A 20,306-nucleotide genomic window follows, 5' to 3' on the forward strand; every position below is an offset into this window, starting at 1 on the left:
TTCAAAATCTTTCAAGGTTATTCACTGTTCAGTTATCAATGTTCTTTGTTGTTTCCGCTTTGTTCAAGCGACTTATTTGTTATACCACAGTTATTTTTATCTGTCAACAACTTTTTTAAATTTATTTTTTCAGACTTTTCCATAAATTGTTCTAATTTTCAAAACATTTATGTTCCGTGGACAAGACAGAATGTTACCATAGCATTTTCTTTTCGTCAAGTACTTTTTTTATATTTTTATTTTCTCTTTTATAAAAAGAGCCAAAGAAAAAGTTCCATCCGAAGATAGAACTTTTTGAAACACCCGAATATCTGCTATTTTCTGCGATCAATTCCGGTTCTTTTATAATATGCTGCTTTATCTGCATACATTCTCTTTTCAGATTCCTGCAGTAATGTATCTAATCCTGTCTGGTATTTTTCACGCCATATTTCTCCCACTGCCATATTTACATTATTTTGTTTCATGCATTCTTTTAAAAGCCCAATGCGTTCCATCAATGCCGCATGTTCAATTCCTGCACACAGCGCAAGCAGTTCATCTCCACCGATACGGAACAAACCGTACTCTCCAAATGCTTTTTTCAGACTGTCGCAGGCACGAAGAATCAACTGATCCCCAGCCTCATGCCCCATCGAATCGTTCACACGTTTCAATCCTGTGATATCACAATAAACAACGCCTATGCTCTTTTCTGCGTCAATCTCATTGATATATTTTTCCATTGCGAAACGGTTTCCGAGTTTTGTAAGCTGATCTTTATAGCTCATATTCTCCAACAGGCTCATCAGATTCCTTCTTTTGATACATGACACCAGAAAATGTCCCATAATCTGAAGCATATTAGATGCATACTCCAATGATGGAGGCGGCGGATTATCCACACCGTAAAAAGCAATTACTTTCCCATCATCATACAAAGGAACAACCACAAGTGAATGAATGTTCTGACGCTTCAAATTCTCATATTGTAAAGGATCGCTTTCCCTGATTTCCTCAAGATCCTTAAAGACAATAAACTTTCCCTCCTGAAACATCCGATACCAGTGCGCACAGATTTCCGGAGGAATATCCTGCAAATTTTCTTTTTCCCTCGAAATGCCTTCCGCAACCCACTCGTAGGTATTATCATCCCTGCCCCGCTCGTTGCGCTCAAAAATATAGGTTCTTTCCCCATTCAACGAGTTGCCCAGATATTCCAGAATAACTTCGATCGATTGCTCCGGCGTTGCCGTCTGAAGTGCAACGCGCAGACCTTCGTTGATCATAAATTCCATGTTCTGATATTTTTGGATTACGCCGTCCTGTGTGCGTTTTTCGCTGATATCTACACCAAGTTCAACACGATATTTTTTCCCATTGGAAGAGTCCTCGATCAACGTATCCTTTAACATCAGATAACGGTCAATGATTGGATTATAGTAATGCCATTCTTCAAATTCGCCCACACTCAGCCTGTCATTGTTGCACATACCACAAGGAATCAATGTTTTCTGTAATATTTCATAGCATTTTTTCCTTTTGCATCTTCAAGTGATTGTAAACCATATGCCTGCAGTGTTTTCCGGTTCATGTATACAATCTCATGCGTTTCTATATCTGTGGCATACACATATTCATTCATATTTTCAAAAAACTGCCATATATCTTTTACTTCTTTCATCGCTTTCTCTTTCCTGTATTTGATATGTCTAACCTCTTATTGTTTCATTTTCATATATTTTATAAAATGTATTGATTCCATTCCAAATGTATTCGGATAACTGCTTTTCCTTATCTTTTTCCATCAAGAACCTTACAAAATTCATTTTATCTTCCCGTGTTCTTATGATTGTATCATCATTCTTCCGGTATCCAGACGTTTCGCTAATTCCTTCCAATAGGTCGGCACTAAATCAAATGCATAATATTGTCTGTATGGTGTCATAAATGAATTGGAATCAATTAAAAATTTTTCTTCTACCATTCCATACCTCCAAAATGCTGCGCAACCTCTGAAAATGTCTTGCGGCTGGTGTTGGTCAGACGATACGCCTCCGTATAAGAAGTTCTTCCCATACTAATACTCTCGCATAATGCTTTTACAAAGTTCCCATCTAAACGAGAACCCATTGTGTTGTAATAGTTTCCTCCAGATTTTTCCCGATTCTCTTTCATCTGATTATAATTGTCGATTGCCGTCTGCACTATTTTATTGTATATATCCTTTGTTATCTTTTTGCAGTCTAATGCCTTCCTTGCAATCACACTTTCACCACATCGAAAATATCCTGCCAGTTCTGTAATAACCGCATAAATATCTTCTTCATCATCGTCCCATTTACCCAGAAAAACAGATTTTGGCACAAGCAGCTCGCCTGCCACTGCATTGCACATGATTTCTACGACACTCACACCATTTATGCGATTATGTCTGTCATTATACAAATCGTCTACTCCAAGCCAAATGTGAGCAGCCTCATGTAATAGCGAAAACAAACGTGCTCCATTAGAATCTGCCGCATTGATAAAAACAAGAGGTGCCCATTCATCTACCATCGTAAATGCCCTGAACTCATTTATATCCAATGCCCTATGTGTATTCTTGCCTACGACACCATTCATCATCACAATAACGCCGCATGTCTCCAACTGTCCTCTGATAAAACCAAATGCTTCTCTGGAATTTCTGCATTTCTCATACCATGTTGTGTCTAATTCCAAGTCTTTGCGGATTCTGTCCACAATTGACTGAGCATCCCTGACATCCTTCATGCATCCCACTATCGGAAGTACCTCAAACCCTAGTTCCTGCCTGTAATCTTTCATCCAGTCCTGAATATTTTCCATTTCGTGAACTGTGTCTATTAGGTTACGGCTTGGATTTACAAGCTGAATACTGTCAACTGTCCGGTATTCCAACAGTTCCATCTGCTCTACAGGAGGTGTCTGTAGGAAGAAATACCCCAAAGGAATATTCGCTTTTTTACTAAAATCCTCTATCTGTTTAAAGGTAGGAGTCTTTGTGCCATTAAGCCACTGAATAATATTGTTCATTAACGTATCGCCAAGTTTTTCTTTCTGTGTCTGACTTAACGCCCAACGTATTATTTCCGGCTGAATATTAACATTTACTGCTGGCATAAAATCGCCTCCTTCCCATCAATGCCATGGTATTATTATAACAGAAACTTTCTATCATTACACCTAAAAAATGCTGTTCTTCAAACAAATTTTCTAATTATCCTTTTTCTCCCACTGCATTCTTTCTTGCTTTTCAATTTCGGGTCTGATTCAAGCACAGCTGAATCTATTCTTAATTTACCCGAGCCACACTTTTCCTTCATTTGCGCGGTTGGACAACCGTTCGTTTCCACCACTTTTAGTGGACAACGTGAGGTGAAAGACGAACCATTCACAGTAATGATAACCGCTTCGTTTTCTTCCTTGCACTATCTTGAAATCTCGCTATTATGATTTCTTAAATCTGCTGATGGCCTGATTATCTTCTGCAGAAAAAAAATTGCCACTCTGCAAACCTTTATGTTGCCATTACATCAATCTGTGGCATTAAAAAGAGCCAATCAATCAAGTCCTAATTTAAGACTTGACTAATCGGCTCTATCGTTATTAAACTTTCTCGTTTGCAGTGCTTGCATTTGCACGGCAAATTTTTAACCTCGGTATCTTTATTGATTGCCAAAAGGTGGCTTCCACACTTCGGACAAGGATACCAGATAAATCTACTAGGATTCAATATATCACCCCTAGTGGTATTATATGATATTTTTTGCATATTAGCAACATAAAACAAACATATGTTTGGCTTATAATTTATTATCTCTATTGCCTTTTACACTCAATACCAAGAAACCATCTCTTCTTTTGGAAAATCACCTTTTTCACAAAAACTGATAATTTTAGATACTGCATGATGCATGTACCGCTTATGCAAGTCATTATCTGCTGTCTGAACATCAATAATCTCTCCTGTTATCTTATTAATTTTTACAATTCCAAAATATTTTTTCTTTTCAGGGAAGTAGCTGTACACTACTTCTGAATCTGATTCTTCCAACAACTTTAAAAGCAGCATTTAACCACCTATCCTTTCCAGAAATTCATCTAATTCTTTTTTATAGTTATATTTTTGTTCAGCCAGAGAATGCGCATCCTCATGCACCATATTGTACTTCTTCATGAGATTTAATTCAAGATTTTCATGTCTCAACATTGTGATATCATGTGGTTTTATATTTTTTCCTTCTAAAATTCTTCGAAATGACTCAGACATATCATAATCCGGATCAAATTGTCTTTCTGTACCATCTGCAAATATATGTTTTTCCACAAAATACATGTTCATATATATTCTTTGCAGCTTTTTCAGAAACCCCACCATTTTTAGATATCCGTTTTATTACATAATCACTTCTTCGATTTCTTATTTCTTCATAATAACTTATTGCATGTTTTTCCCTTTTTCTACCAAACGGATCTGTTTTATTTGAAAGTGCCCCGGCATTTTTCATATTAACAGCATTCTGATATGCCTTTGTAGATTTCAGAGTACTGCTTCCACTCTCTACTCTAAGTCGATTATCCCGTTCTTTCAACCCGGCAGCCTTTGAAAAGCTTTTGTAATCTGCCATCTGTCCACGCAATTTATTCTGCAAATCCTGTGCATCGCCGCCGATACTTTTTGTTGCTTCGATTTCTCTCTTGGTGGCTCTGATCTGCCGCTCCATTTGACGCTGTTTCTGCGTGGATTCATAATAAGTATAGGTCTTTCCACCGATTGTCCTTTGATCCGGTCACTATTCCATATCCTGTTTCTTTGACAAAATCTGGATATGAACTATTCAACAATATTCCTTAAATTTGTCATGACAAAATCCATGACAAAAAAGTGCATTTATTTGACAAATACAATATAATTTCAACAAATATCCGAACCATAAAAAAATGCCTGAAACCCCAGAAAAATCAACTATTTTCTAAGATTTCAGGCACTTTTTTTGATAGTGGACCTGACGGGAATCGAACCCGTGTCCAAAAACCAATCCCCTGTCCTTCTACGAGTTTAGTTTATCCTTAGACATTCCCTCCGGCATCCAGGAACAAACAACCGAATGCTTTCAGTAGCTTCATGATACGCCCAACAGCTCAAAGCTTTGCTGATGTCGTTTCCTACATAGTCGAAGCCTGGGTTCCAAAGTGTAGGTGCTCTGGGTCAGACTGCTGCCAAATTAGGCAGCGTATGCTAAATTATCTTCAGCGTTTAATTTTAATTGTGGAATTTGACGCATCCCGTGCGACTCGCTTCTCCAGCTTCATGATCCCTGTCGAAACCATTACAAGCCCATATTTTCTAATTGCCGGATGCATCCATACCGGATGCTCCGTGAAACCGCGGACGGTTTCTCTCTAACCAAGGTTGCGGATCTTAAAATCACGCTCCGCCTCGCGGCGCATATCCTTCTTGGCGATATCCTGTCTCTTGTCGTAGAGTTTTTTACCTTTTGCAAGAGCGATCTGTACTTTCACAAGGCTTCCCTTGAAATAAACTTCCACCGGGACAAGCGTATAGCCCTGCTCTGCAATCTTGCCGACAAGTTTGCGGATCTCTGACTTATGCATCAGAAGTTTCTTCGGTCTCAGTGGATCTTTGTTGAAGATATTGCCCTTTTCATAGGGACTGATATGCATTCCGTATATGATCACTTCGCCCTTTTCAATGCGGACAAATGCTTCTTTGATGCTGCATTTTCCCATGCGCAGAGACTTTACCTCTGTGCCGTGAAGTTCCACACCTGCCTCGTATTTTTCCTCCAGAAAATAATCATGGTGAGCCTTCTTGTTATTCGCTATTAACTTGATTTCCTGCTTTGCCATGATCCTTACCTCCTGCTGCTGTTACAGTATAACCCAGAAGTTTATCTTTCGCAATAAACTTCTGGTTAAAAAATACAAATTTTATAAAAATTTAATCTGTCATCTTCGACAAAACAGATGCCTCGTCCTTGACCGCTTCATCCGGTTCCACATCATCCCGCACAACACGGAAATCGATAGTGCGCATGATTTTGTCTGTATCCGCCACGATCACTTTGACCTTCTGACCGAGCTTATAGTGTTTGTTCGTGCGCTCCCCGATCATCTCATAGGACGACTCCTCGTAATGGTAAAAATCATCGGTCAGAGACGTCACATGCACCAGTCCTTCCACCGTGTTCGGAAGTTCTACATAGAATCCCCACTCCTGCACGCCGGAGATAACGCCCTCAAACACCTGACCAATACGTTCTTCCATGTATTCCACTTTTTTGAGTTTATCTGTCTCGCGCTCCGCCTCATCTGCTCTCCGCTCCATCTCGCTGGAATGTTTTGCAACCTCCGGCAGAATACTGTCATAATGTTCGATCCGTTTCTGGTTCATCCTGCCGCGCAGGTTGTCCTTGATGATCCTGTGGATCTGCAGATCAGGGTAACGGCGGATCGGTGAAGTGAAATGGCAGTAATAATTTGTGGCAAGTCCGAAATGCCCGGTACTGACTGTCGTGTATTTTGCCTGTTTCATGGAACGCAGTGTCAGGCGGCTGATCAGAGCCTCCTCCGGTGTACCGTCAATTTTCATCAATAATTTCTGCAATTCCTTCGGATGGATCTCATCCTGTCCGATATGGATCGTGTAGCCGAAATTGTTGATAAAGGTTCCTAATTTTTTGATTTTTTCGGTGTCCGGATTATCGTGCGTCCGGTATACAAATGGCAGTTCCTGCCAGAAATAGTCCTGCGCCACCGTCTCGTTGGCAATGAGCATAAAATCCTCGATGATCTTCGTCGCAACATTCCTGTCATACGGTTTGATGTCGACCGGTTTTCCCTGCTCATCCAGAATGATTTTTGTTTCCGGGAAATCAAAATCGATTGAGCCACGCTTCATTCGTTTCTTCCGTAATATTGCAGCAAGCTCCTTCATCCGCTCAAACATCGGCACAAGTTCTTTGTACTCTTCGATCTCTGCCACGTCATGTTCTTCTAAGATTTTTTTCACACTGGTATAGCTCATGCGCCTGTCCACTTTTATGACGGTCTCTGCAATGGTGTGGTCGATCACATTTCCTTTTTCATCGATCTTCATGATACAGCTTAACGCCAGACGGTTCTCTCCTGCATTCAGCGAACAGATTCCATTTGACAGTTTGTGCGGAAGCATCGGTATCACGCGGTCGACAAGGTACACGGACGTTCCTCTTTTGAGCGCCTCCACGTCGAGTGCGCTGCTCTCCTGCACATAGTTGGATACATCGGCAATGTGGACTCCAAGTTCATAAAGATCTCCCTCTTTTGTGAGCGTGATCGCATCATCAAGGTCTTTTGCGTCCTCCCCATCGATTGTGACCGTCTGCCAGTCTCGCAGATCCATGCGCCCCGCCATGTCCGCAGCACTGACTTCATTCGATACATTTTCCACCTGTTTCATGATCTTTTGGGAAAACTCCACCGGGAGATCATATCCCTTCACAATGGACATGATATCTGTCCCCGGATCATTGATATGTCCGATAATCTCGACGACTTTTCCCTCCGGCTTTTTGCCGTTTTTTCCATAATCTGTGATCTCCACCACAACTTTGTGCCCGGAAACCGCTCCCTTTGACCGCTCCAGCGGAATAAAAATGTCCTGCGCAAATCTTGGATTGTCCGGCACTGCAAATCCAAAGGTTTTACTTTTTTCATAAGTGCAGACAAGCTGCTCTGTTCCTCTGGATAAAATCTTTGTCACCGTTCCCTCTTTGCGCTTTCCACTGCTGTTTTTTGACAGCGTGATCTGGACGGTATCCTTATGAAGCGCTCCGTTCGTCTGTGCAGCCGGGATGAAAATATCTTCTTCCTCTCCCTCCACAGTCACAAAACCAAACCCTCTCGGATGTGCAGTAAAAACGCCTGTCAGATATTTTCCCTCTGATTTTACATATTTTCCCCTGCCGGATATCTCTACTTTTCCATCTGCAGTGAGTGCGTCTAACACTTCCAATAATTCCCCGCGCTGTGATTTCGGCACATTTAATACAATTGCCATCTCTTTTGCCTTCATCGGCACATAGAGTTCATCACAGATGAAATCATAGATCATTTTCTTTCGTTCCTGTAATAATTCTTTGTTCATAACTTCTCCATTTTCCTATAGTATACGATCATTTTTAATATTCTGATAATAGAATGGCAAAAAAAAGACTGTCGTATTCACGACAGTCTTTTGCGTTTCTTAAAAAATTCCCAGATTCAATACAGCAGCAATCACAACAAATAAGACAACCAGAATCTTGGTTCCTGTTACCAGTCTTCCCTCCATGGAACGTCCTTTGTTCTTGCCCCAGTAAGTATCAGCTGCTCCGGCGATCGCTCCAAGTCCTGCTGACTTACCTTCCTGCATTAAAATGATAACTGTCAATGCAATACTGATTATAATAAAAACAACTGTTAAGATTATTTTTAAAACTGCCACTTTATTTTCCTCCTACGGTTATAAACTCACAACTTCAAGCAGTATAACACATACCCGCCATATTTTCAACTGTTTTTTGTTTCCTCTGATGTGATTGCGCCATCCATCAGCTTGATCAGTTCCAAGGTACTGCGAAAATTTTTCGTGATATTCTTATCTGCCCAGGTCACCTGTCCCTGCCAGCTTGCATTGTCGGTATGATTGATTTTTACAATAAATGTTCCCTTTTGATTCTCAGCCATAATTGCCACCTTTTTCTCTTTTGTATATATTATCACAGAATGCGTTAAAAAAAACGTTACAGTTCGCTTTTTTTCACCGCGTCATCCACAAATACGACCAGTTCCATATCGCTGCAAAAATGCTTTCGGATTTTCTGCTCCATCCAGACCACATCTCCCTGCCAGCTTGCATTTTGTCTGGAAGTTACACCGACAAGAAATGTTGCGAGGTTTCCGCGGAGCTGTATCAAAGCCTGACTGTCGGAAATGACAGCCATGTGCTCTTTTGCAGGAATCCTCCCGCCTTTGCGTTCCATAAATTTTCTCGTTTTTGTAGCCGCCTGCGGATAACCGATGGCGTCGTAAAATCGTTCCATTTCTATAACCAGCGTGGCAGAATCCGGAAAAAATGTTTCTTCTTTTTTATACCGATGAAAGTATCGTCCATAGATGTCCCCATTTTCCACACCGTCCACACATACCATAACCATATTCGGCAATGATTTTTCAATTGTCATAAATGAATCTGCTCCTTACTCTCCCCACATGGAATCCATATTGTGAAAATGCGCACAGTCATCTGCCTCCCTGATCTCCGAGATTGGCGCTGTGCTATATTTTAAATAATTCTTTCTGGATGCTTTCTCAAAATATCCATTAATTCTTTCCACAACAATGGCACAATCCTCCTGCCTGATTCCTAAAAGCAGCATCAGGAACTGATTATCACTGTATCTGGTAAACATATCCCCACGCCGGAGAGAATTACGGATTGCCTGTTCCAGTTCCTCTGCAACCTTGCCAAGGCGTTCTCCTTTCTCCAACGGAACTCCTTTTCCATCCGTCATCGTACACAAAAGAAGATAGGCAGACTGCCCTGAACGCTCAATCACTCTCTGCACATACCGGTATCCTTCCATAAAAGAAAGATAACTGCAGAAAAAAGCTCCATCGTCTTTTTCTCCCTAGTTTAATCCCTCCTGGATCTCATTCACATGATCCGCTTTATCATGCTGGTACACTTCTAACTGCCGGAAGCGTTCTTTCATCTGATCGGACGGTGTGAGTCCCAGTTCCTTATATAAAAGCTCCGTTGTCGTCTCATACAGCACCATCGCTTCATCCTGCCTGTCCATCGCAATGAGACTGTCCATCTGCCAGATCTGCCAATCCTCCAACGGATAGATGACCGCTGCTTTTTCTGCACAGTGATAAAGTTTTTGGTAATCTTTTTCATCTTTTAAAATCTGGCATAATGTGCGCATGGCATTTGAAAAAAGATTTTTATAATAGACATTTAAAACAACTGCCCATCCTTCTGCACCAAGCTGCGGCAGAAATTCCCCGCGATACAGTTCACATGCTTCTTCTATATAAGACTTTTTCTTCTCCGGGTCATTTTCCTTCCCAGCCTTATCCAGCAAAGTCTCAAACCGGTGCGCATCCAGTTCATAAGGGATCCCGGAAGTCCAGTAATAACTTCCCCCTCTGATCGTCACATACTCGTCTTCCGGCAGTCCGGCTGCCGCTAAAAGCCTGCGCAGGCGAAACACAGTTGCCCGGAGGCTGTTTGCCGGATTCGACATCTCTTCATTGCCAAAGAGGTCTGACAAAAGTTTTGCTCTTGTAACGCCCTTCTCTCCCGCCTGCAATAAAATCTGCATTAACTGGTTTGTCTTTGTTGTGGTATTCCGCTCAAATGAAACCGGATTTCCCTCATATTCGATCGAATAAGTTCCAAACATCTGTACTTTTAAAACGGATTTTTTCATATGTACCTCCGTTATCTGTCATTTTTTTCCAGTTCATCTGTAATATCATACCATATTCTTTCATTTCATGAAAAGAAATCCTTTTACTTTTTTTGACATTTTTCCCGATTTTCGTATTTTTATCATTTTCTTTTTATCTTTCATACACTATAATATGATCAAAGGGTCAAACGGTATCATCGATGCATGCCTGCATGCAGTCCGAGGTATATCTTAGTGGCCCGCGCTACACCGAGAAAGAATATTTAAGGAGAAACAATATGACCCCCAGAACAAAGGGACGTTTCATATTACTTCCAATGCTCCTGTGTGTCTGCCTTACCCTTTGTTCCTGTGGCAGTAACGAAAGTGCCGAAAAACCTTCTGCAGCATCCTCCGATACTGTGGCGAAGGATTCCTCTCCGGCCACCACAGCTGCTGCCGGATCCCGGGACAATACTCCTGTTGTACTGACAGGCAGTGCAGACGGCACCGTTACCTATGGGAATGATTCCGTTACAGTGGATGCCTCCCATACGGAAGAAGGCTATCTTATGGTTTCCTACTCCGGTTCCAACTCCAAAGTCAAATTGCAGATCACAGGTTCTGATGAGATCACTTACACATATAATTTACATGATGGTTATGAAACCTTTCCCCTCACTTCCGGAAGCGGTTCCTACACCGTCGGCGTATTTGAAAATATTGAGGGAACCAGTTATTCCACCCTTTTTACGCAGGCAATTGATGTGACGATCCAGGATGAATTTGGTCCATATCTGTACGCAAACCAGTATGTAAACTTTTCAGCAGACTCCAAAGTCATCTCCAAAGCCATGGAACTTTCTGCATCTGCCAATGATGATCTGGAAGTAATTGAAAATGTCTATAATTATATTATCACGAATTTTACTTATGATTATGACAAAGCTGCATCTGTGCAGAGCGGCTATCTGCCTGATGTGGATGATGTCCTTGCCAGTCAGACCGGGATCTGTTTTGATTACGCCGCTGTCATGGCTTCCATGCTCCGGTGTGAGCGGATTCCCACCCGCCTTGAAGTAGGTTATATGGGTGATGTCTACCACGCATGGATCAGTACTTATATCAAAGATAAAGGCTGGGTAAACGGAATTATTGAATTCGATGGAAATGATTGGAAACTAATGGATCCGACTTTTGCTTCCACAAGTTCCGATCCAAAAGATTTTCTTACCCAGACAGATGAATACATTACAAAGTATGTCTATTAACAGGAGGTTTTTCTCTTATGAAGAAAAAGAAACAGCAGATGCTGGGCAACCTTGAGATCGCAGCATTCTGTGACCAGCTTTCCATGATCGTTTCTGCCGGGATTCCCATCTATGAAGGAATCTCCATTCTGCAGGAGGACGCACCGGAAGAAGAAACTGCCGAAATTTTATCTGTTATCAGCAATTCCCTCGATCATGGAAGTTCTTTCTGTGATGCCTTAAGGGAAACAAATGTATTTCCCAAATATGTTCTGGATATGATCGGGATCGGTGAACTTGCGGGCAAACTCGAAGAGGTATTAAATGCACTGACCGGATATTATAAAAGGGAAGAAAGCATCCAAAACAGCATTAAAAATGCCGTCACATATCCGCTGCTCATGATTGCCATGATGCTTGCCGTCATTCTGGTGCTGATTGCCAAAGTACTTCCTGTTTTTCATCAGATCTATATGGAATTAGGAAGTGACCTGACCGGATTTGCCGGAGCGATGATGAGATTTTCAGATGCATTGAACCAGTATCTGTTTGTCATTGTGATCGTTCTGATCGCAGCTGCCGCAGGCATTTTTCTTATTTCAAAATCTGACGCAGGGCAAAAATTCTTCAAAAAAGACCCCTTGCATTAAGCACCGCTGCCAGCCGCTTTGCAAACTGCATGGCACTTGCATTAAGCAGCGGACTCGATACGGATCAGGGACTTATGCTCGCAGAACAGCTTGTAGACAATCCTTACATGGCTTCCCGCATCAAGAAGTGCCGCGACCTGACTGCTTCCGGCAGGGGATTTGCCGAGGCGGTCTTAACGTCCGGTATTTTCAGTAAGATCTATACTTCCATGATCACGATCGCTTTCCGCACCGGTTCCATGGACGAAGTCATGCACCAAATTTCTGAGGAATATGAGGAGGAAACTGACCGGCAGATTGCAGGGTTCATCTCTGTATTAGAGCCAACCTTAGTCATTATCCTGTCCATTTTCATAGGACTCATTTTGATTTCTTTCCTTCTGCCTCTCATTGGCATTATGTCAAGTATCGGCTGAAAGTAACAGGAAAAGTGAGGTTCTTTTATGATACGATTGAAACAAAAAAGAAAAAAAATATAAACAGCTATTGTGTTCTGTCGTTCTTCTTGCTTTGACACTTTTTTGTATTTGGTTTTGTAGCTGACCGCATCCGCCTTTCCAATGAATCCGAGCAGACAACCATTTTAGAAAAAGCAGTCACCCGGACGATCACACAATGCTATGCTTTAGAGGGCAGTTATCCACCTGACATTGCTTATCTCACCACACATTATGGTCTGACCTATGATCCTGACCAGTATCTGATCGACTATCAGTACATCGGCTCAAATTTAAGACCGGATGTCACTATTATTAAAAGGAACTGATTTTATGCTTGAATTAAAGAAAACACCGGAGCATACGATCGACCGTGTCTTCCTGCTTGCACTGCTGGCGCTTTTTGCCGCCACTGCATTTTTAGTTGTCTCCATCGGAGCAAAACAATATCATTCGATTGCAGACAGCATGACCGCAAATTATGAGACCCGTACCGTATCCTCTTATCTGGAAGAAAAAATGAATCAAAATGATGTGGCGGGTTCTGTCGCAGTCACATCCATCGGTGCCTTTCCTGCCATCGCCTTATCTGAGACTGTGAATGACACGATCTACACAACCTATATCTACTGTTACGACGGATATCTCCGTGAGATCACAGTTTCCGATGGAACAACTGTTTTACCGGGAGATGGGCAGAAAATCATTGAAACCAAGGCACTTGCCATTGATATGGTCAGCTCAAATCTTTACTGCTTTACCATTACGGATACGACCGGATACACCTATCCGCTTTATATCTCACTGAATGCAAAACAATCGTAATTTGCAAAAGGAGTTTTCATGAATCAATACCGCCACTCAAAATCCAGTCTCTTTTTGATGGAGATTATTTTAAATATTCTGTTTTTTTCGATTCTTGCAACATTTTGTGTACAGATATTTTTCAAAGGATATCAGCTCTCGAAAAGCACAGAAAAACTGCATCAGGCAGTGACCGCATGCACGTCGATCGCAGAAATCTGCCAGAGTACGGATTCCCCGGAGGAAACCCTAAGTTCCATCTATCCGGAATCCATGAGTCTGGACACAACGATTTTGATCTACTATGACAGGGATTTTCTTGCCTGTGGAAAACAAAACGCTGTTTATCGGGCAACGGTAGATTTTTTACCGGATCAGCTTGCCACCATCCACATCACCTTTTTGGATACCAGCACTGCTGAAACACTTTATGAACTGTCAGCTTCCTGCTATCAGCCAATTTCCCTAAGCACAACAGGAGGTATGCAGTATGAATAAGCAAAAAAAGGATTTATCCATATCGGTTTTTCATCCATCCTGATGGTTTTTACCATGTTATGTCTGGTGACTTTTGCGACGCTCTCTCTGATCACTGCAAATTCAGATTACAGATTAAGTCTTAAGGTTGCAGAAAAAACAACCGCCTATTACGAAGCAGATACTGCTGCAAGGAACTATCTGCAGCAATTAGATTTGGCACTCGCAGACCTTTACGCAAACTGTGATGACAGTCAGACTTTTTTTGAAAAGGCTGCTGATCTGATACCGGAACTGAAAACAGAAGATACGCTGACCGCGGAATCGCCTACGATTGTAGGTAATTGTCCAACCTGCACATTTCAGGTTACGATCAACGATGTGCAGAATCTTTATGTTACATTAGAACTCCTTTATCCGGAACATCCCGGAGATGAATTTTATAAAGTCACACAGTGGCAGACCGTCACGAACAATGAACCTGTGATTGACGATGACTCACTTCATCTGTATCAGGGAAATTAATTATAAGAAAGGTTTGGTTATGAATATGAACGTCAGAGAAATTTTAGAAAATATCACAAAAGAGCATGCATCCGATATCTTTGTTGTCGCAGGCCGTCCGCTGACATACAAAGTAAGCGGAAAGATGCATACTTATCAGGAAGAACGCATGAAACCGGATATGTGCCGCGACTTTGTCACAGCGATTTATGAACTTGCTGACCACCGCGATATTTCCCAATTTGAGACAACCGGTGACGACGACTTTTCTTTTGCCATTGTGGGAGTGTCAAGATTCCGTGTCAGCACTTATAAACAGCGTGGCTCTTACTCCGCCGTCATCCGAATCATCACATTCACTTTGCCACAGCCAAGTGAACTGATGATCCCGGATGCTGTGATGGAACTTGCCAACACCAACAAGGGAATGGTGCTCGTCACCGGTCCTGCTGGTGGTGGAAAATCAACGACATTAGCCTGCCTGATCGACAAGATCAACACCGAGCAGGAAGCCCATATCATCACATTGGAAGATCCATTAGAATACTTGCACACCCATAAAAAAAGTATCGTAAGCCAGCGTGAGATATGCACCGACACTGAAAATTATCTCACAGCTCTGCGCGCTTCCCTTCGTCAGAGCCCGGACGTGATCCTGCTCGGTGAGATGCGTGATTATGAGACGATCAATACAGCCATGACTGCTGCCGAAACCGGACATTTGATTTTTTCAACGCTTCACACCATCGGGGCTGCCAATACCATCGATCGAATCATCGATGCATTTCCAGCTGCTCAGCAGCATCAGGTAGCGGTACAGCTCTCTATGGTATTACACGCAGTCGTATCCCAGCGTCTGCTCCCGACCACGGATGGAAAAATGGTTCCGGCTTTTGAAATCATGGTGTTAACGCCCGCCATCCGTAACATCATCCGTGAAGGTAAAACACATCAGATTGACGGCATGATCTACACCTCCACGAACGAGAATATGTTAGCGATGGATACCAGTATTTTCCGCCTTTATCAAAAAGGCATCATCGATAAAAAAACTGCTCTTGCAAATGCTTCCAACCCGGAAATGATGAGCAAGAAAACAGGAGCCATTTAGGCTCCTATTTCCTTCGGATTATCTCGGCTTTCCCATATCTTGCAGATTCTTTTAACTCTTCCTCAATACGGAGTAACTGATTGTATTTGGCGGTTCGTTCTCCTCTGCACGGTGCACCGGTCTTGATCTGTCCGGCATTCACTGCCACCGCAAGATCTGCGATAAAGGCATCCTCGGTCTCCCCGGAACGATGGGAGATCACTGCCTGATAACCAGCACATTTTGCCATCTCAATCGCCTCCATTGCTTCTGTGACGGTTCCGATCTGATTTACTTTAATGAGAACTGCATTTGCGACGTTTAAATCAATTCCGCATTTAATCCGCTTTGGATTTGTCACAAAAAGGTCATCCCCTACAAGCTGGACTCTGCCGCCAATGCGTTTTGTCATTTTCTGCCAGCCTTCCCAGTCATCCTCGAATAAACCATCCTCGATCGACACAATCGGAAATTCTTCGATCAGTTCTTCATACAGAGCGATCATTTCATCCGCACTCCGCTTCACACTGTCTTTACAATAGTCCTTTGCAGAGCCTTCTCCGGCTCCCTCTTCCGGCTCTTTTCCTGCCGCTCTGGATTCTCCCGGGAAAATGTATAATCCCGTCTCCTCGTCATACAGTTCACTTGCCGCTGCGTCCATGGCAAATACCACGTCATCCCCTACGTGATAGCCTGCCTTTTCCACCGCCTTCTGTAAATAGCGGAATACTTCCCTGGTGTCCTTGACATCCGGTGCAAATCCGCCCTCGTCCCCGACTGCAGTGCTTAATCTCTCCTCGTTTAAGATCTGACGTAGGAAATGATAGATTTCTGCTCCCATACGGAGTCCGTCATGAAAATCGAGTGCTCCCACCGGCATAATCATAAACTCCTGAAAATCAATGGAATTTTTTGCATGCACTCCACCGTTGATGACATTCATCATCGGAACCGGAAGAATGTGTGCTGCCGTTCCTCCGAGATAACGGTACAACGGCTGTTCTAATGCTTTTGCCGCGGTTTTGGCACACGCCATGGAAACACCAAGAATTGCATTTGCACCAAGATTCCCCTTATTATCCGTGCCATCCTCTTCCACCATGATGCGGTCGATTCCTGCCTGATCGAGCACATTAAAGCCAATGAGTTTTTCCCTGATCTTCTGGTTGACGTGATCCACTACTTTCCGGACACCCAACCCAAAATACCGTTCTTCTCCATCCCGAAGCTCGATCGCCTCAAAACGTCCGGTGCTTGCGCCCGATGGAACGGACTCGCGCGCCGTGATCTTTTTTCCGGTTGTCTCTGTCTCGGCGGTCACTTCCACTTCGACCGTCGGATTTCCCCTGGAATCTAAAATTTCCCTTGCATGAACATCAATGATTTTAATAAATAAAGACATACTTTCCTCCTTGCATGAACTGCTTTTTGGAATAGTATGTCTTTTGCTGTTTCATATTATGTAATTTTTCTGATACATCTGTTTTGGTTATGTAAGCGTTTACATTATGTATTCTTACACATTTCTCATTTTCGTCAATATATATTTTTGATTATTTTGTATATTTCGCATATTTTTGTTGATATTGCACGTATTTATTTTAACATTTTTATTATTTTTGTCATTTCTTTTGTTGCTTTATTTTTTGCTTGATGTATAATATTCGTGATTGTGGTGTAACTGCTTTCATTTTTATAATACACCAGCAGCTTTATTATAGTGTAAGAAAATCCATTTCTTACATGGAGTACATTTTTCAGGGGATTTACTATGGCAATGACAATTTACGACATTTCAAAAAAAGCCGGTGTTTCCATCGCCACTGTATCACGTGTTTTAAATGGCAGTGAAAACGTCCGCCCATCCACCCGGAAAAAAGTCATGGATGTCATCGACAAATACGATTACACTCCAAATGCTTTTGCCCGCGGCATGGGACTGCATTCCTTAAAAACGATCGGTATTCTCTGTGCAGACTCGTCTGACCTTTTTCTCGCAAAGGCAGTCTACTTTCTGGAGCAGGAATTACAGGCGAACGGATACGAATCACTTTTATGTTGTACCGGTTATAATCCGGACATCAAGAAGAATTACCTTAATTTGATTCTTTCCAAAAAGGTGGACAGCATTATATTGGTAGGTTCGCACTTCATCGGTTTCAACGAGGATGAGAACCAGTATATTAAGGATGTTTCCACACAGGTTCCGATCATGCTGTTAAACGCTTCCTTTGATCATCCGAATGTTTACAGTACACTCTGTGATGATTATGGAACCATGTTTGAGGCTGCCACCGAAATGATCCAGTCAGGCATCACGGATATCCTGTATCTATATGATTCCAAATCCTACAGCGGTTTAAAGAAGCTTCACGGATTCTGCGACGCAATGAAAGAGTACAATATTCCGGGGTTTGAAAAGCTGATCCACTTTTATGACGGTAATATCGAACATCTGAATGAGGTTGCCGATTTTGTGGCCCGCATTGCAACAAAAGGTACGTCCTTTCATGGCATCATGACTTCAGATGATTCCCTTGCGATCGGCAGTATCAAATATGCACAGAAAAAAGGGATACGTATCCCGGAAGAATTATCGGTTATGGGATATAACAATTCCATGCTGACAAACTGCTGTACGCCGGAATTAACCTCTGTCGACAACCGTTTAGAAACCCTGACACACCAGTTAGTCCAGACATTGCTCGGTGTTTTAGCCGGAGAGGAAATGCCAAAAAAATCGATTTTCTCTGGAAAAATCATAAAACGAGGAACAACATTATTTTAACTTTTAGGAGGACATTATTATGAAACCATTTATGGACAAGAATTTTCTTCTTTCCAACGAAACAGCTCAGAAATTATATTTTGATTATGCAGCGACAACACCTGTATTAGATTATCACTGCCATATCAATCCACAGGAAATTTACGAGGACCGCCAGTTCGAAAACATCACTCAGGTATGGCTCGGCGGCGACCACTACAAATGGCGCTTTATGCGTTCCTGCGGTGTGGATGAGTATTACATCACCGGAGAAGCTCCAGACAAAGAGAAATTCTTCAAATGGGCTGAATGCTTAGGAAAAGCAATCGGAAACCCACTTTTCCACTGGAGCCATCTCGAATTACAGAAATATTTCGGATACAACGGTGTTTTAAACAAAAAACTGCGGAGGAAGTCTGGAATCTCTGTAACGAAAAGCTTGCAGATCCATCCATGTCTGTCCGCAATATCATCAAACAGTCCAATGTAACTTTAATCTGCACAACAGACGATCCTGTTGACAGCTTAGAGTGGCACAAAAAAATTGCTGAGGACAATAGCTTTGACGTTCAGGTTCTTCCGGCATGGCGTCCTGATAAAGCAATGAATATCGAAAAACCAACTTATCTTGATTACCTTGCGACTTTATCTGACGTTTCCGGCATCAAGGTAGATTCCTTTGCTTCTTTATGTGAGGCATTAAAAAAACGTATGGACTTCTTTGCTTCCATGGGATGTTCGGTATCCGACCACGGTTTAGAGTATGTGATGTACGCTCCTGCTTCTGCTGAGACTGTAGAATCTATTTTTGCAAAACGTCTTGGTGGAGCTTCCATCACAAAAGAGGAAGAAATCATTTTCAAAACAGCATTTATGCTTTTTGTTGGAAAAGAGTACGCTAAGAGAAACTGGGTAATGCAGCTTCATTATGGATGCAAACGTGACAACAACACTCCAATGTTCAACAAACTTGGTCCTGATACCGGTTACGACTGCATCAATAACTATGCTCCATCTTCTGAGATGGCAGATTTCTTAAATGCATTAAACAGTACAGACGAGCTTCCAAAAACCATTTTATACAGCTTAAATCCAAACGATAACCAGTCCATCGGTACGATCCTTGGCTGTTTCCAGGATTCCACTGCTGTTGCCAAGATCCAGCAGGGTTCCGCATGGTGGTTCAACGATCATAAGACCGGCATGACTGACCAGATGATCTCCCTTGCAAATCTTGGAAACCTTTCCGGTTTTGTTGGAATGTTAACAGATTCCAGAAGCTTTTTGTCTTACACACGCCACGATTATTTCAGAAGAATCCTCTGCAATCTGATTGGCACATGGGTAGAAAACGGGGAATATCCGGCTGATTACGAGACTCTCGAGGAAATCGTACGTGGAATTTCTTATAACAATGCTGTAAACTACTTTAATTTTAATTTAGAGTTAGCAAAATAATTTTTATTTAAGGAGAAGGATGTATTATGGAATTACGAACTGCCGCTTACTGGTGGTGTTACGGATTTCCTGAGGTTATGTTGTATTGCATGCCAACAAAGTATTTATAAACATAAAAAATAGAACTGTTTGTTTTCAGGAGCGCTTCCGCTTGTTGTCGCTGGCAGCGGTACTAAGAAAGCATCCATCGTGATTTCAAAATCCAATTACATTGTCTTTTGAAATCGCAATGTCTGCTTTCTAAGGACCGGCCGCTACCAAAAATCCTAGAAAACAAATCAGTTCTATTTTTTATTTGTCCAAGACTGTGTTGCATGCAATATCCAGGTTGTGAAAATCCGTCAATCTACGTTACGAGCGGCAGAAATCAAAGCCAACCAAAGTTCCATAACGTAAATTGCAGATTTTGTGGTGCGATTCATAA

Annotated in this window: 24 protein-coding genes, 1 other RNA gene and 2 pseudogenes; 9 read left to right on the top strand and 18 right to left on the bottom strand. The window is 42.1% G+C overall.

Features of this window, described 5'->3' with window-relative positions:
* Nucleotides 1–314: 314 nt before the first annotated feature.
* The 17 genes and pseudogenes from ROSEINA2194_RS03175 to ROSEINA2194_RS03215 form a co-directional block, all read right to left on the bottom strand.
* Complete coding sequence (locus ROSEINA2194_RS03175) at nucleotides 315–1,448, bottom strand: sensor domain-containing diguanylate cyclase (RefSeq protein ID WP_252832542.1); 1,134 nt, start codon at nucleotides 1,446–1,448, stop codon at nucleotides 315–317.
* Between the two features lie 35 nt (nucleotides 1,449–1,483).
* The gene (locus tag ROSEINA2194_RS21685) at nucleotides 1,484–1,663 is read right to left on the bottom strand and encodes a hypothetical protein (protein WP_007883313.1); all 180 of its coding nucleotides are present in this window, start codon (nucleotides 1,661–1,663) and stop codon (nucleotides 1,484–1,486) included.
* 162 nt (nucleotides 1,664–1,825) lie between these two features.
* Nucleotides 1,826–1,966 carry a DUF4411 family protein gene (locus ROSEINA2194_RS20095; RefSeq protein WP_007883315.1) on the bottom strand — a complete coding sequence of 47 codons (141 nt, stop codon included), beginning with the start codon at nucleotides 1,964–1,966 and terminating at the stop codon, nucleotides 1,826–1,828.
* Nucleotides 1,960–3,123 (bottom strand): ImmA/IrrE family metallo-endopeptidase, encoded by a 1,164-nt coding sequence (locus ROSEINA2194_RS03180; protein ID WP_007883316.1) that lies wholly within the window; start codon nucleotides 3,121–3,123, stop codon nucleotides 1,960–1,962. Before ROSEINA2194_RS03180 ends, ROSEINA2194_RS20095 begins: the two co-directional genes overlap by 7 nt.
* A 451-nt stretch (nucleotides 3,124–3,574) precedes the next feature.
* The gene (locus ROSEINA2194_RS23435; RefSeq protein WP_156333902.1) at nucleotides 3,575–3,775 is read right to left on the bottom strand and encodes a cysteine-rich KTR domain-containing protein; all 201 of its coding nucleotides are present in this window, start codon (nucleotides 3,773–3,775) and stop codon (nucleotides 3,575–3,577) included.
* Nucleotides 3,776–3,838: 63 nt separating this feature from the next.
* Nucleotides 3,839–4,075 carry a hypothetical protein gene (locus tag ROSEINA2194_RS03185; RefSeq protein WP_007883317.1) on the bottom strand — a complete coding sequence of 79 codons (237 nt, stop codon included), beginning with the start codon at nucleotides 4,073–4,075 and terminating at the stop codon, nucleotides 3,839–3,841.
* Complete coding sequence (locus ROSEINA2194_RS19560) at nucleotides 4,076–4,330, bottom strand: hypothetical protein (RefSeq protein ID WP_217284407.1); 255 nt, start codon at nucleotides 4,328–4,330, stop codon at nucleotides 4,076–4,078.
* Nucleotides 4,287–4,631, bottom strand: coding sequence for a hypothetical protein (locus ROSEINA2194_RS19565; RefSeq protein ID WP_252832543.1), 345 nt, complete (start codon nucleotides 4,629–4,631; stop codon nucleotides 4,287–4,289). Before ROSEINA2194_RS19565 ends, ROSEINA2194_RS19560 begins: the two co-directional genes overlap by 44 nt.
* Nucleotides 4,632–4,637: 6 nt before the next feature.
* Nucleotides 4,638–4,778: pseudogene (locus ROSEINA2194_RS24005) on the bottom strand (phage minor capsid protein); the annotation flags it as partial.
* Nucleotides 4,779–5,001: 223 nt separating this feature from the next.
* Nucleotides 5,002–5,343: a transfer-messenger RNA gene (gene ssrA / locus ROSEINA2194_RS20100) on the bottom strand.
* 63 nt (nucleotides 5,344–5,406) lie between these two features.
* A complete protein-coding gene (gene smpB / locus ROSEINA2194_RS03195; protein ID WP_007883322.1) occupies nucleotides 5,407–5,874 on the bottom strand; it encodes an SsrA-binding protein SmpB in 468 nt (155 codons plus the stop codon).
* Nucleotides 5,875–5,965: 91 nt separating this feature from the next.
* Nucleotides 5,966–8,152, bottom strand: coding sequence for a ribonuclease R (gene rnr / locus ROSEINA2194_RS03200; RefSeq protein WP_007883324.1), 2,187 nt, complete (start codon nucleotides 8,150–8,152; stop codon nucleotides 5,966–5,968).
* A 99-nt stretch (nucleotides 8,153–8,251) separates the two neighbouring features.
* Complete coding sequence (secG, locus tag ROSEINA2194_RS03205; protein WP_007883327.1) at nucleotides 8,252–8,491, bottom strand: preprotein translocase subunit SecG; 240 nt, start codon at nucleotides 8,489–8,491, stop codon at nucleotides 8,252–8,254.
* 65 nt (nucleotides 8,492–8,556) lie between these two features.
* Nucleotides 8,557–8,733: a hypothetical protein gene (locus tag ROSEINA2194_RS20845; protein ID WP_021922535.1), complete on the bottom strand. Its 177-nt coding sequence runs from the start codon at nucleotides 8,731–8,733 to the stop codon at nucleotides 8,557–8,559.
* Between the two features lie 56 nt (nucleotides 8,734–8,789).
* The gene (locus tag ROSEINA2194_RS20105) at nucleotides 8,790–9,230 is read right to left on the bottom strand and encodes a hypothetical protein (protein ID WP_007883329.1); all 441 of its coding nucleotides are present in this window, start codon (nucleotides 9,228–9,230) and stop codon (nucleotides 8,790–8,792) included.
* Nucleotides 9,231–9,245: 15 nt separating this feature from the next.
* Nucleotides 9,246–9,614, bottom strand: coding sequence for a diguanylate cyclase domain-containing protein (locus tag ROSEINA2194_RS19570; RefSeq protein WP_172727040.1), 369 nt, complete (start codon nucleotides 9,612–9,614; stop codon nucleotides 9,246–9,248).
* A 63-nt stretch (nucleotides 9,615–9,677) separates the two neighbouring features.
* Nucleotides 9,678–10,484 carry an AfsR/SARP family transcriptional regulator gene (locus tag ROSEINA2194_RS03215; protein WP_007883331.1) on the bottom strand — a complete coding sequence of 269 codons (807 nt, stop codon included), beginning with the start codon at nucleotides 10,482–10,484 and terminating at the stop codon, nucleotides 9,678–9,680.
* Between the two features lie 260 nt (nucleotides 10,485–10,744).
* Here ROSEINA2194_RS03215 and ROSEINA2194_RS03220 point away from each other — a divergent pair, with 260 nt between their 5' ends.
* The 7 genes from ROSEINA2194_RS03220 to ROSEINA2194_RS03245 all read left to right on the top strand — a co-directional run bounded on the left by ROSEINA2194_RS03220 (nucleotide 10,745) and on the right by ROSEINA2194_RS03245 (nucleotide 15,678).
* Entirely contained in the window at nucleotides 10,745–11,716 is a 972-nt protein-coding gene (locus tag ROSEINA2194_RS03220) for a transglutaminase-like domain-containing protein (RefSeq protein ID WP_044927088.1), read from the top strand.
* Nucleotides 11,717–11,733: 17 nt separating this feature from the next.
* Complete coding sequence (locus ROSEINA2194_RS21695; RefSeq protein ID WP_007883335.1) at nucleotides 11,734–12,345, top strand: type II secretion system F family protein; 612 nt, start codon at nucleotides 11,734–11,736, stop codon at nucleotides 12,343–12,345.
* 29 nt (nucleotides 12,346–12,374) lie between these two features.
* Nucleotides 12,375–12,761, top strand: coding sequence for a type II secretion system F family protein (locus tag ROSEINA2194_RS21700; RefSeq protein ID WP_007883336.1), 387 nt, complete (start codon nucleotides 12,375–12,377; stop codon nucleotides 12,759–12,761).
* Between the two features lie 354 nt (nucleotides 12,762–13,115).
* On the top strand, nucleotides 13,116–13,607 hold the full coding sequence (locus tag ROSEINA2194_RS03230) for a DUF4860 domain-containing protein (RefSeq protein WP_044927090.1): 492 nt from the start codon (nucleotides 13,116–13,118) through the stop codon (nucleotides 13,605–13,607).
* Between the two features lie 18 nt (nucleotides 13,608–13,625).
* Nucleotides 13,626–14,084 (top strand): hypothetical protein, encoded by a 459-nt coding sequence (locus tag ROSEINA2194_RS19575; RefSeq protein ID WP_049887974.1) that lies wholly within the window; start codon nucleotides 13,626–13,628, stop codon nucleotides 14,082–14,084.
* Between the two features lie 54 nt (nucleotides 14,085–14,138).
* Nucleotides 14,139–14,588, top strand: a complete 450-nt coding sequence (locus ROSEINA2194_RS03240; protein ID WP_172727041.1) for a hypothetical protein — start codon at nucleotides 14,139–14,141, stop codon at nucleotides 14,586–14,588.
* 25 nt (nucleotides 14,589–14,613) lie between these two features.
* A complete protein-coding gene (locus tag ROSEINA2194_RS03245; protein WP_044927097.1) occupies nucleotides 14,614–15,678 on the top strand; it encodes a type IV pilus twitching motility protein PilT in 1,065 nt (354 codons plus the stop codon).
* 4 nt (nucleotides 15,679–15,682) lie between these two features.
* On the opposite strand, the gene eno is transcribed toward ROSEINA2194_RS03245, so the two are convergent.
* Nucleotides 15,683–17,059 (bottom strand): phosphopyruvate hydratase, encoded by a 1,377-nt coding sequence (eno, locus tag ROSEINA2194_RS03250; protein ID WP_007883347.1) that lies wholly within the window; start codon nucleotides 17,057–17,059, stop codon nucleotides 15,683–15,685.
* Nucleotides 17,060–17,434: 375 nt separating this feature from the next.
* Here eno and ROSEINA2194_RS03255 point away from each other — a divergent pair, with 375 nt between their 5' ends.
* Nucleotides 17,435–18,445, top strand: coding sequence for a LacI family DNA-binding transcriptional regulator (locus ROSEINA2194_RS03255; RefSeq protein ID WP_044927098.1), 1,011 nt, complete (start codon nucleotides 17,435–17,437; stop codon nucleotides 18,443–18,445).
* A gap of 31 nt (nucleotides 18,446–18,476) precedes the next feature.
* Nucleotides 18,477–19,882: pseudogene (gene uxaC / locus ROSEINA2194_RS03260) on the top strand (glucuronate isomerase).
* Nucleotides 19,883–20,306: the final 424 nt, after the last annotated feature.

The sequence above is a fragment of the Roseburia inulinivorans DSM 16841 genome (assembly GCF_000174195.1).
GTDB classification, from domain to species: domain Bacteria; phylum Bacillota; class Clostridia; order Lachnospirales; family Lachnospiraceae; genus Roseburia; species Roseburia inulinivorans.

What these genes read in the sequence shown, in the direction of transcription:
- ROSEINA2194_RS23435 (WP_156333902.1), bottom strand. Translation starts at nt 3,775, where the DNA reads ATGCAAAAAATATCATATAATACCACTAGGGGTGATATATTGAATCCT.
- ROSEINA2194_RS03245 (WP_044927097.1), top strand. Translation starts at nt 14,614, where the DNA reads ATGAACGTCAGAGAAATTTTAGAAAATATCACAAAAGAGCATGCATCC.
- ROSEINA2194_RS20095 (WP_007883315.1), bottom strand. Translation starts at nt 1,966, where the DNA reads ATGGTAGAAGAAAAATTTTTAATTGATTCCAATTCATTTATGACACCA.
- ROSEINA2194_RS19575 (WP_049887974.1), top strand. Translation starts at nt 13,626, where the DNA reads ATGAATCAATACCGCCACTCAAAATCCAGTCTCTTTTTGATGGAGATT.
- ROSEINA2194_RS03220 (WP_044927088.1), top strand. Translation starts at nt 10,745, where the DNA reads ATGACCCCCAGAACAAAGGGACGTTTCATATTACTTCCAATGCTCCTG.
- ROSEINA2194_RS03185 (WP_007883317.1), bottom strand. Translation starts at nt 4,075, where the DNA reads ATGCTGCTTTTAAAGTTGTTGGAAGAATCAGATTCAGAAGTAGTGTAC.
- ROSEINA2194_RS03240 (WP_172727041.1), top strand. Translation starts at nt 14,139, where the DNA reads ATGTTATGTCTGGTGACTTTTGCGACGCTCTCTCTGATCACTGCAAAT.
- eno (WP_007883347.1), bottom strand. Translation starts at nt 17,059, where the DNA reads ATGTCTTTATTTATTAAAATCATTGATGTTCATGCAAGGGAAATTTTA.
- ROSEINA2194_RS03255 (WP_044927098.1), top strand. Translation starts at nt 17,435, where the DNA reads ATGACAATTTACGACATTTCAAAAAAAGCCGGTGTTTCCATCGCCACT.
- ROSEINA2194_RS03180 (WP_007883316.1), bottom strand. Translation starts at nt 3,123, where the DNA reads ATGCCAGCAGTAAATGTTAATATTCAGCCGGAAATAATACGTTGGGCG.
- ROSEINA2194_RS03230 (WP_044927090.1), top strand. Translation starts at nt 13,116, where the DNA reads ATGCTTGAATTAAAGAAAACACCGGAGCATACGATCGACCGTGTCTTC.
- ROSEINA2194_RS21695 (WP_007883335.1), top strand. Translation starts at nt 11,734, where the DNA reads ATGAAGAAAAAGAAACAGCAGATGCTGGGCAACCTTGAGATCGCAGCA.
- smpB (WP_007883322.1), bottom strand. Translation starts at nt 5,874, where the DNA reads ATGGCAAAGCAGGAAATCAAGTTAATAGCGAATAACAAGAAGGCTCAC.
- ROSEINA2194_RS19565 (WP_252832543.1), bottom strand. Translation starts at nt 4,631, where the DNA reads ATGGCAGATTACAAAAGCTTTTCAAAGGCTGCCGGGTTGAAAGAACGG.
- ROSEINA2194_RS21685 (WP_007883313.1), bottom strand. Translation starts at nt 1,663, where the DNA reads ATGAAAGAAGTAAAAGATATATGGCAGTTTTTTGAAAATATGAATGAA.
- rnr (WP_007883324.1), bottom strand. Translation starts at nt 8,152, where the DNA reads ATGAACAAAGAATTATTACAGGAACGAAAGAAAATGATCTATGATTTC.
- ROSEINA2194_RS21700 (WP_007883336.1), top strand. Translation starts at nt 12,375, where the DNA reads ATGGCACTTGCATTAAGCAGCGGACTCGATACGGATCAGGGACTTATG.
- ROSEINA2194_RS20105 (WP_007883329.1), bottom strand. Translation starts at nt 9,230, where the DNA reads ATGACAATTGAAAAATCATTGCCGAATATGGTTATGGTATGTGTGGAC.
- ROSEINA2194_RS20845 (WP_021922535.1), bottom strand. Translation starts at nt 8,733, where the DNA reads ATGGCTGAGAATCAAAAGGGAACATTTATTGTAAAAATCAATCATACC.
- ROSEINA2194_RS03215 (WP_007883331.1), bottom strand. Translation starts at nt 10,484, where the DNA reads ATGAAAAAATCCGTTTTAAAAGTACAGATGTTTGGAACTTATTCGATC.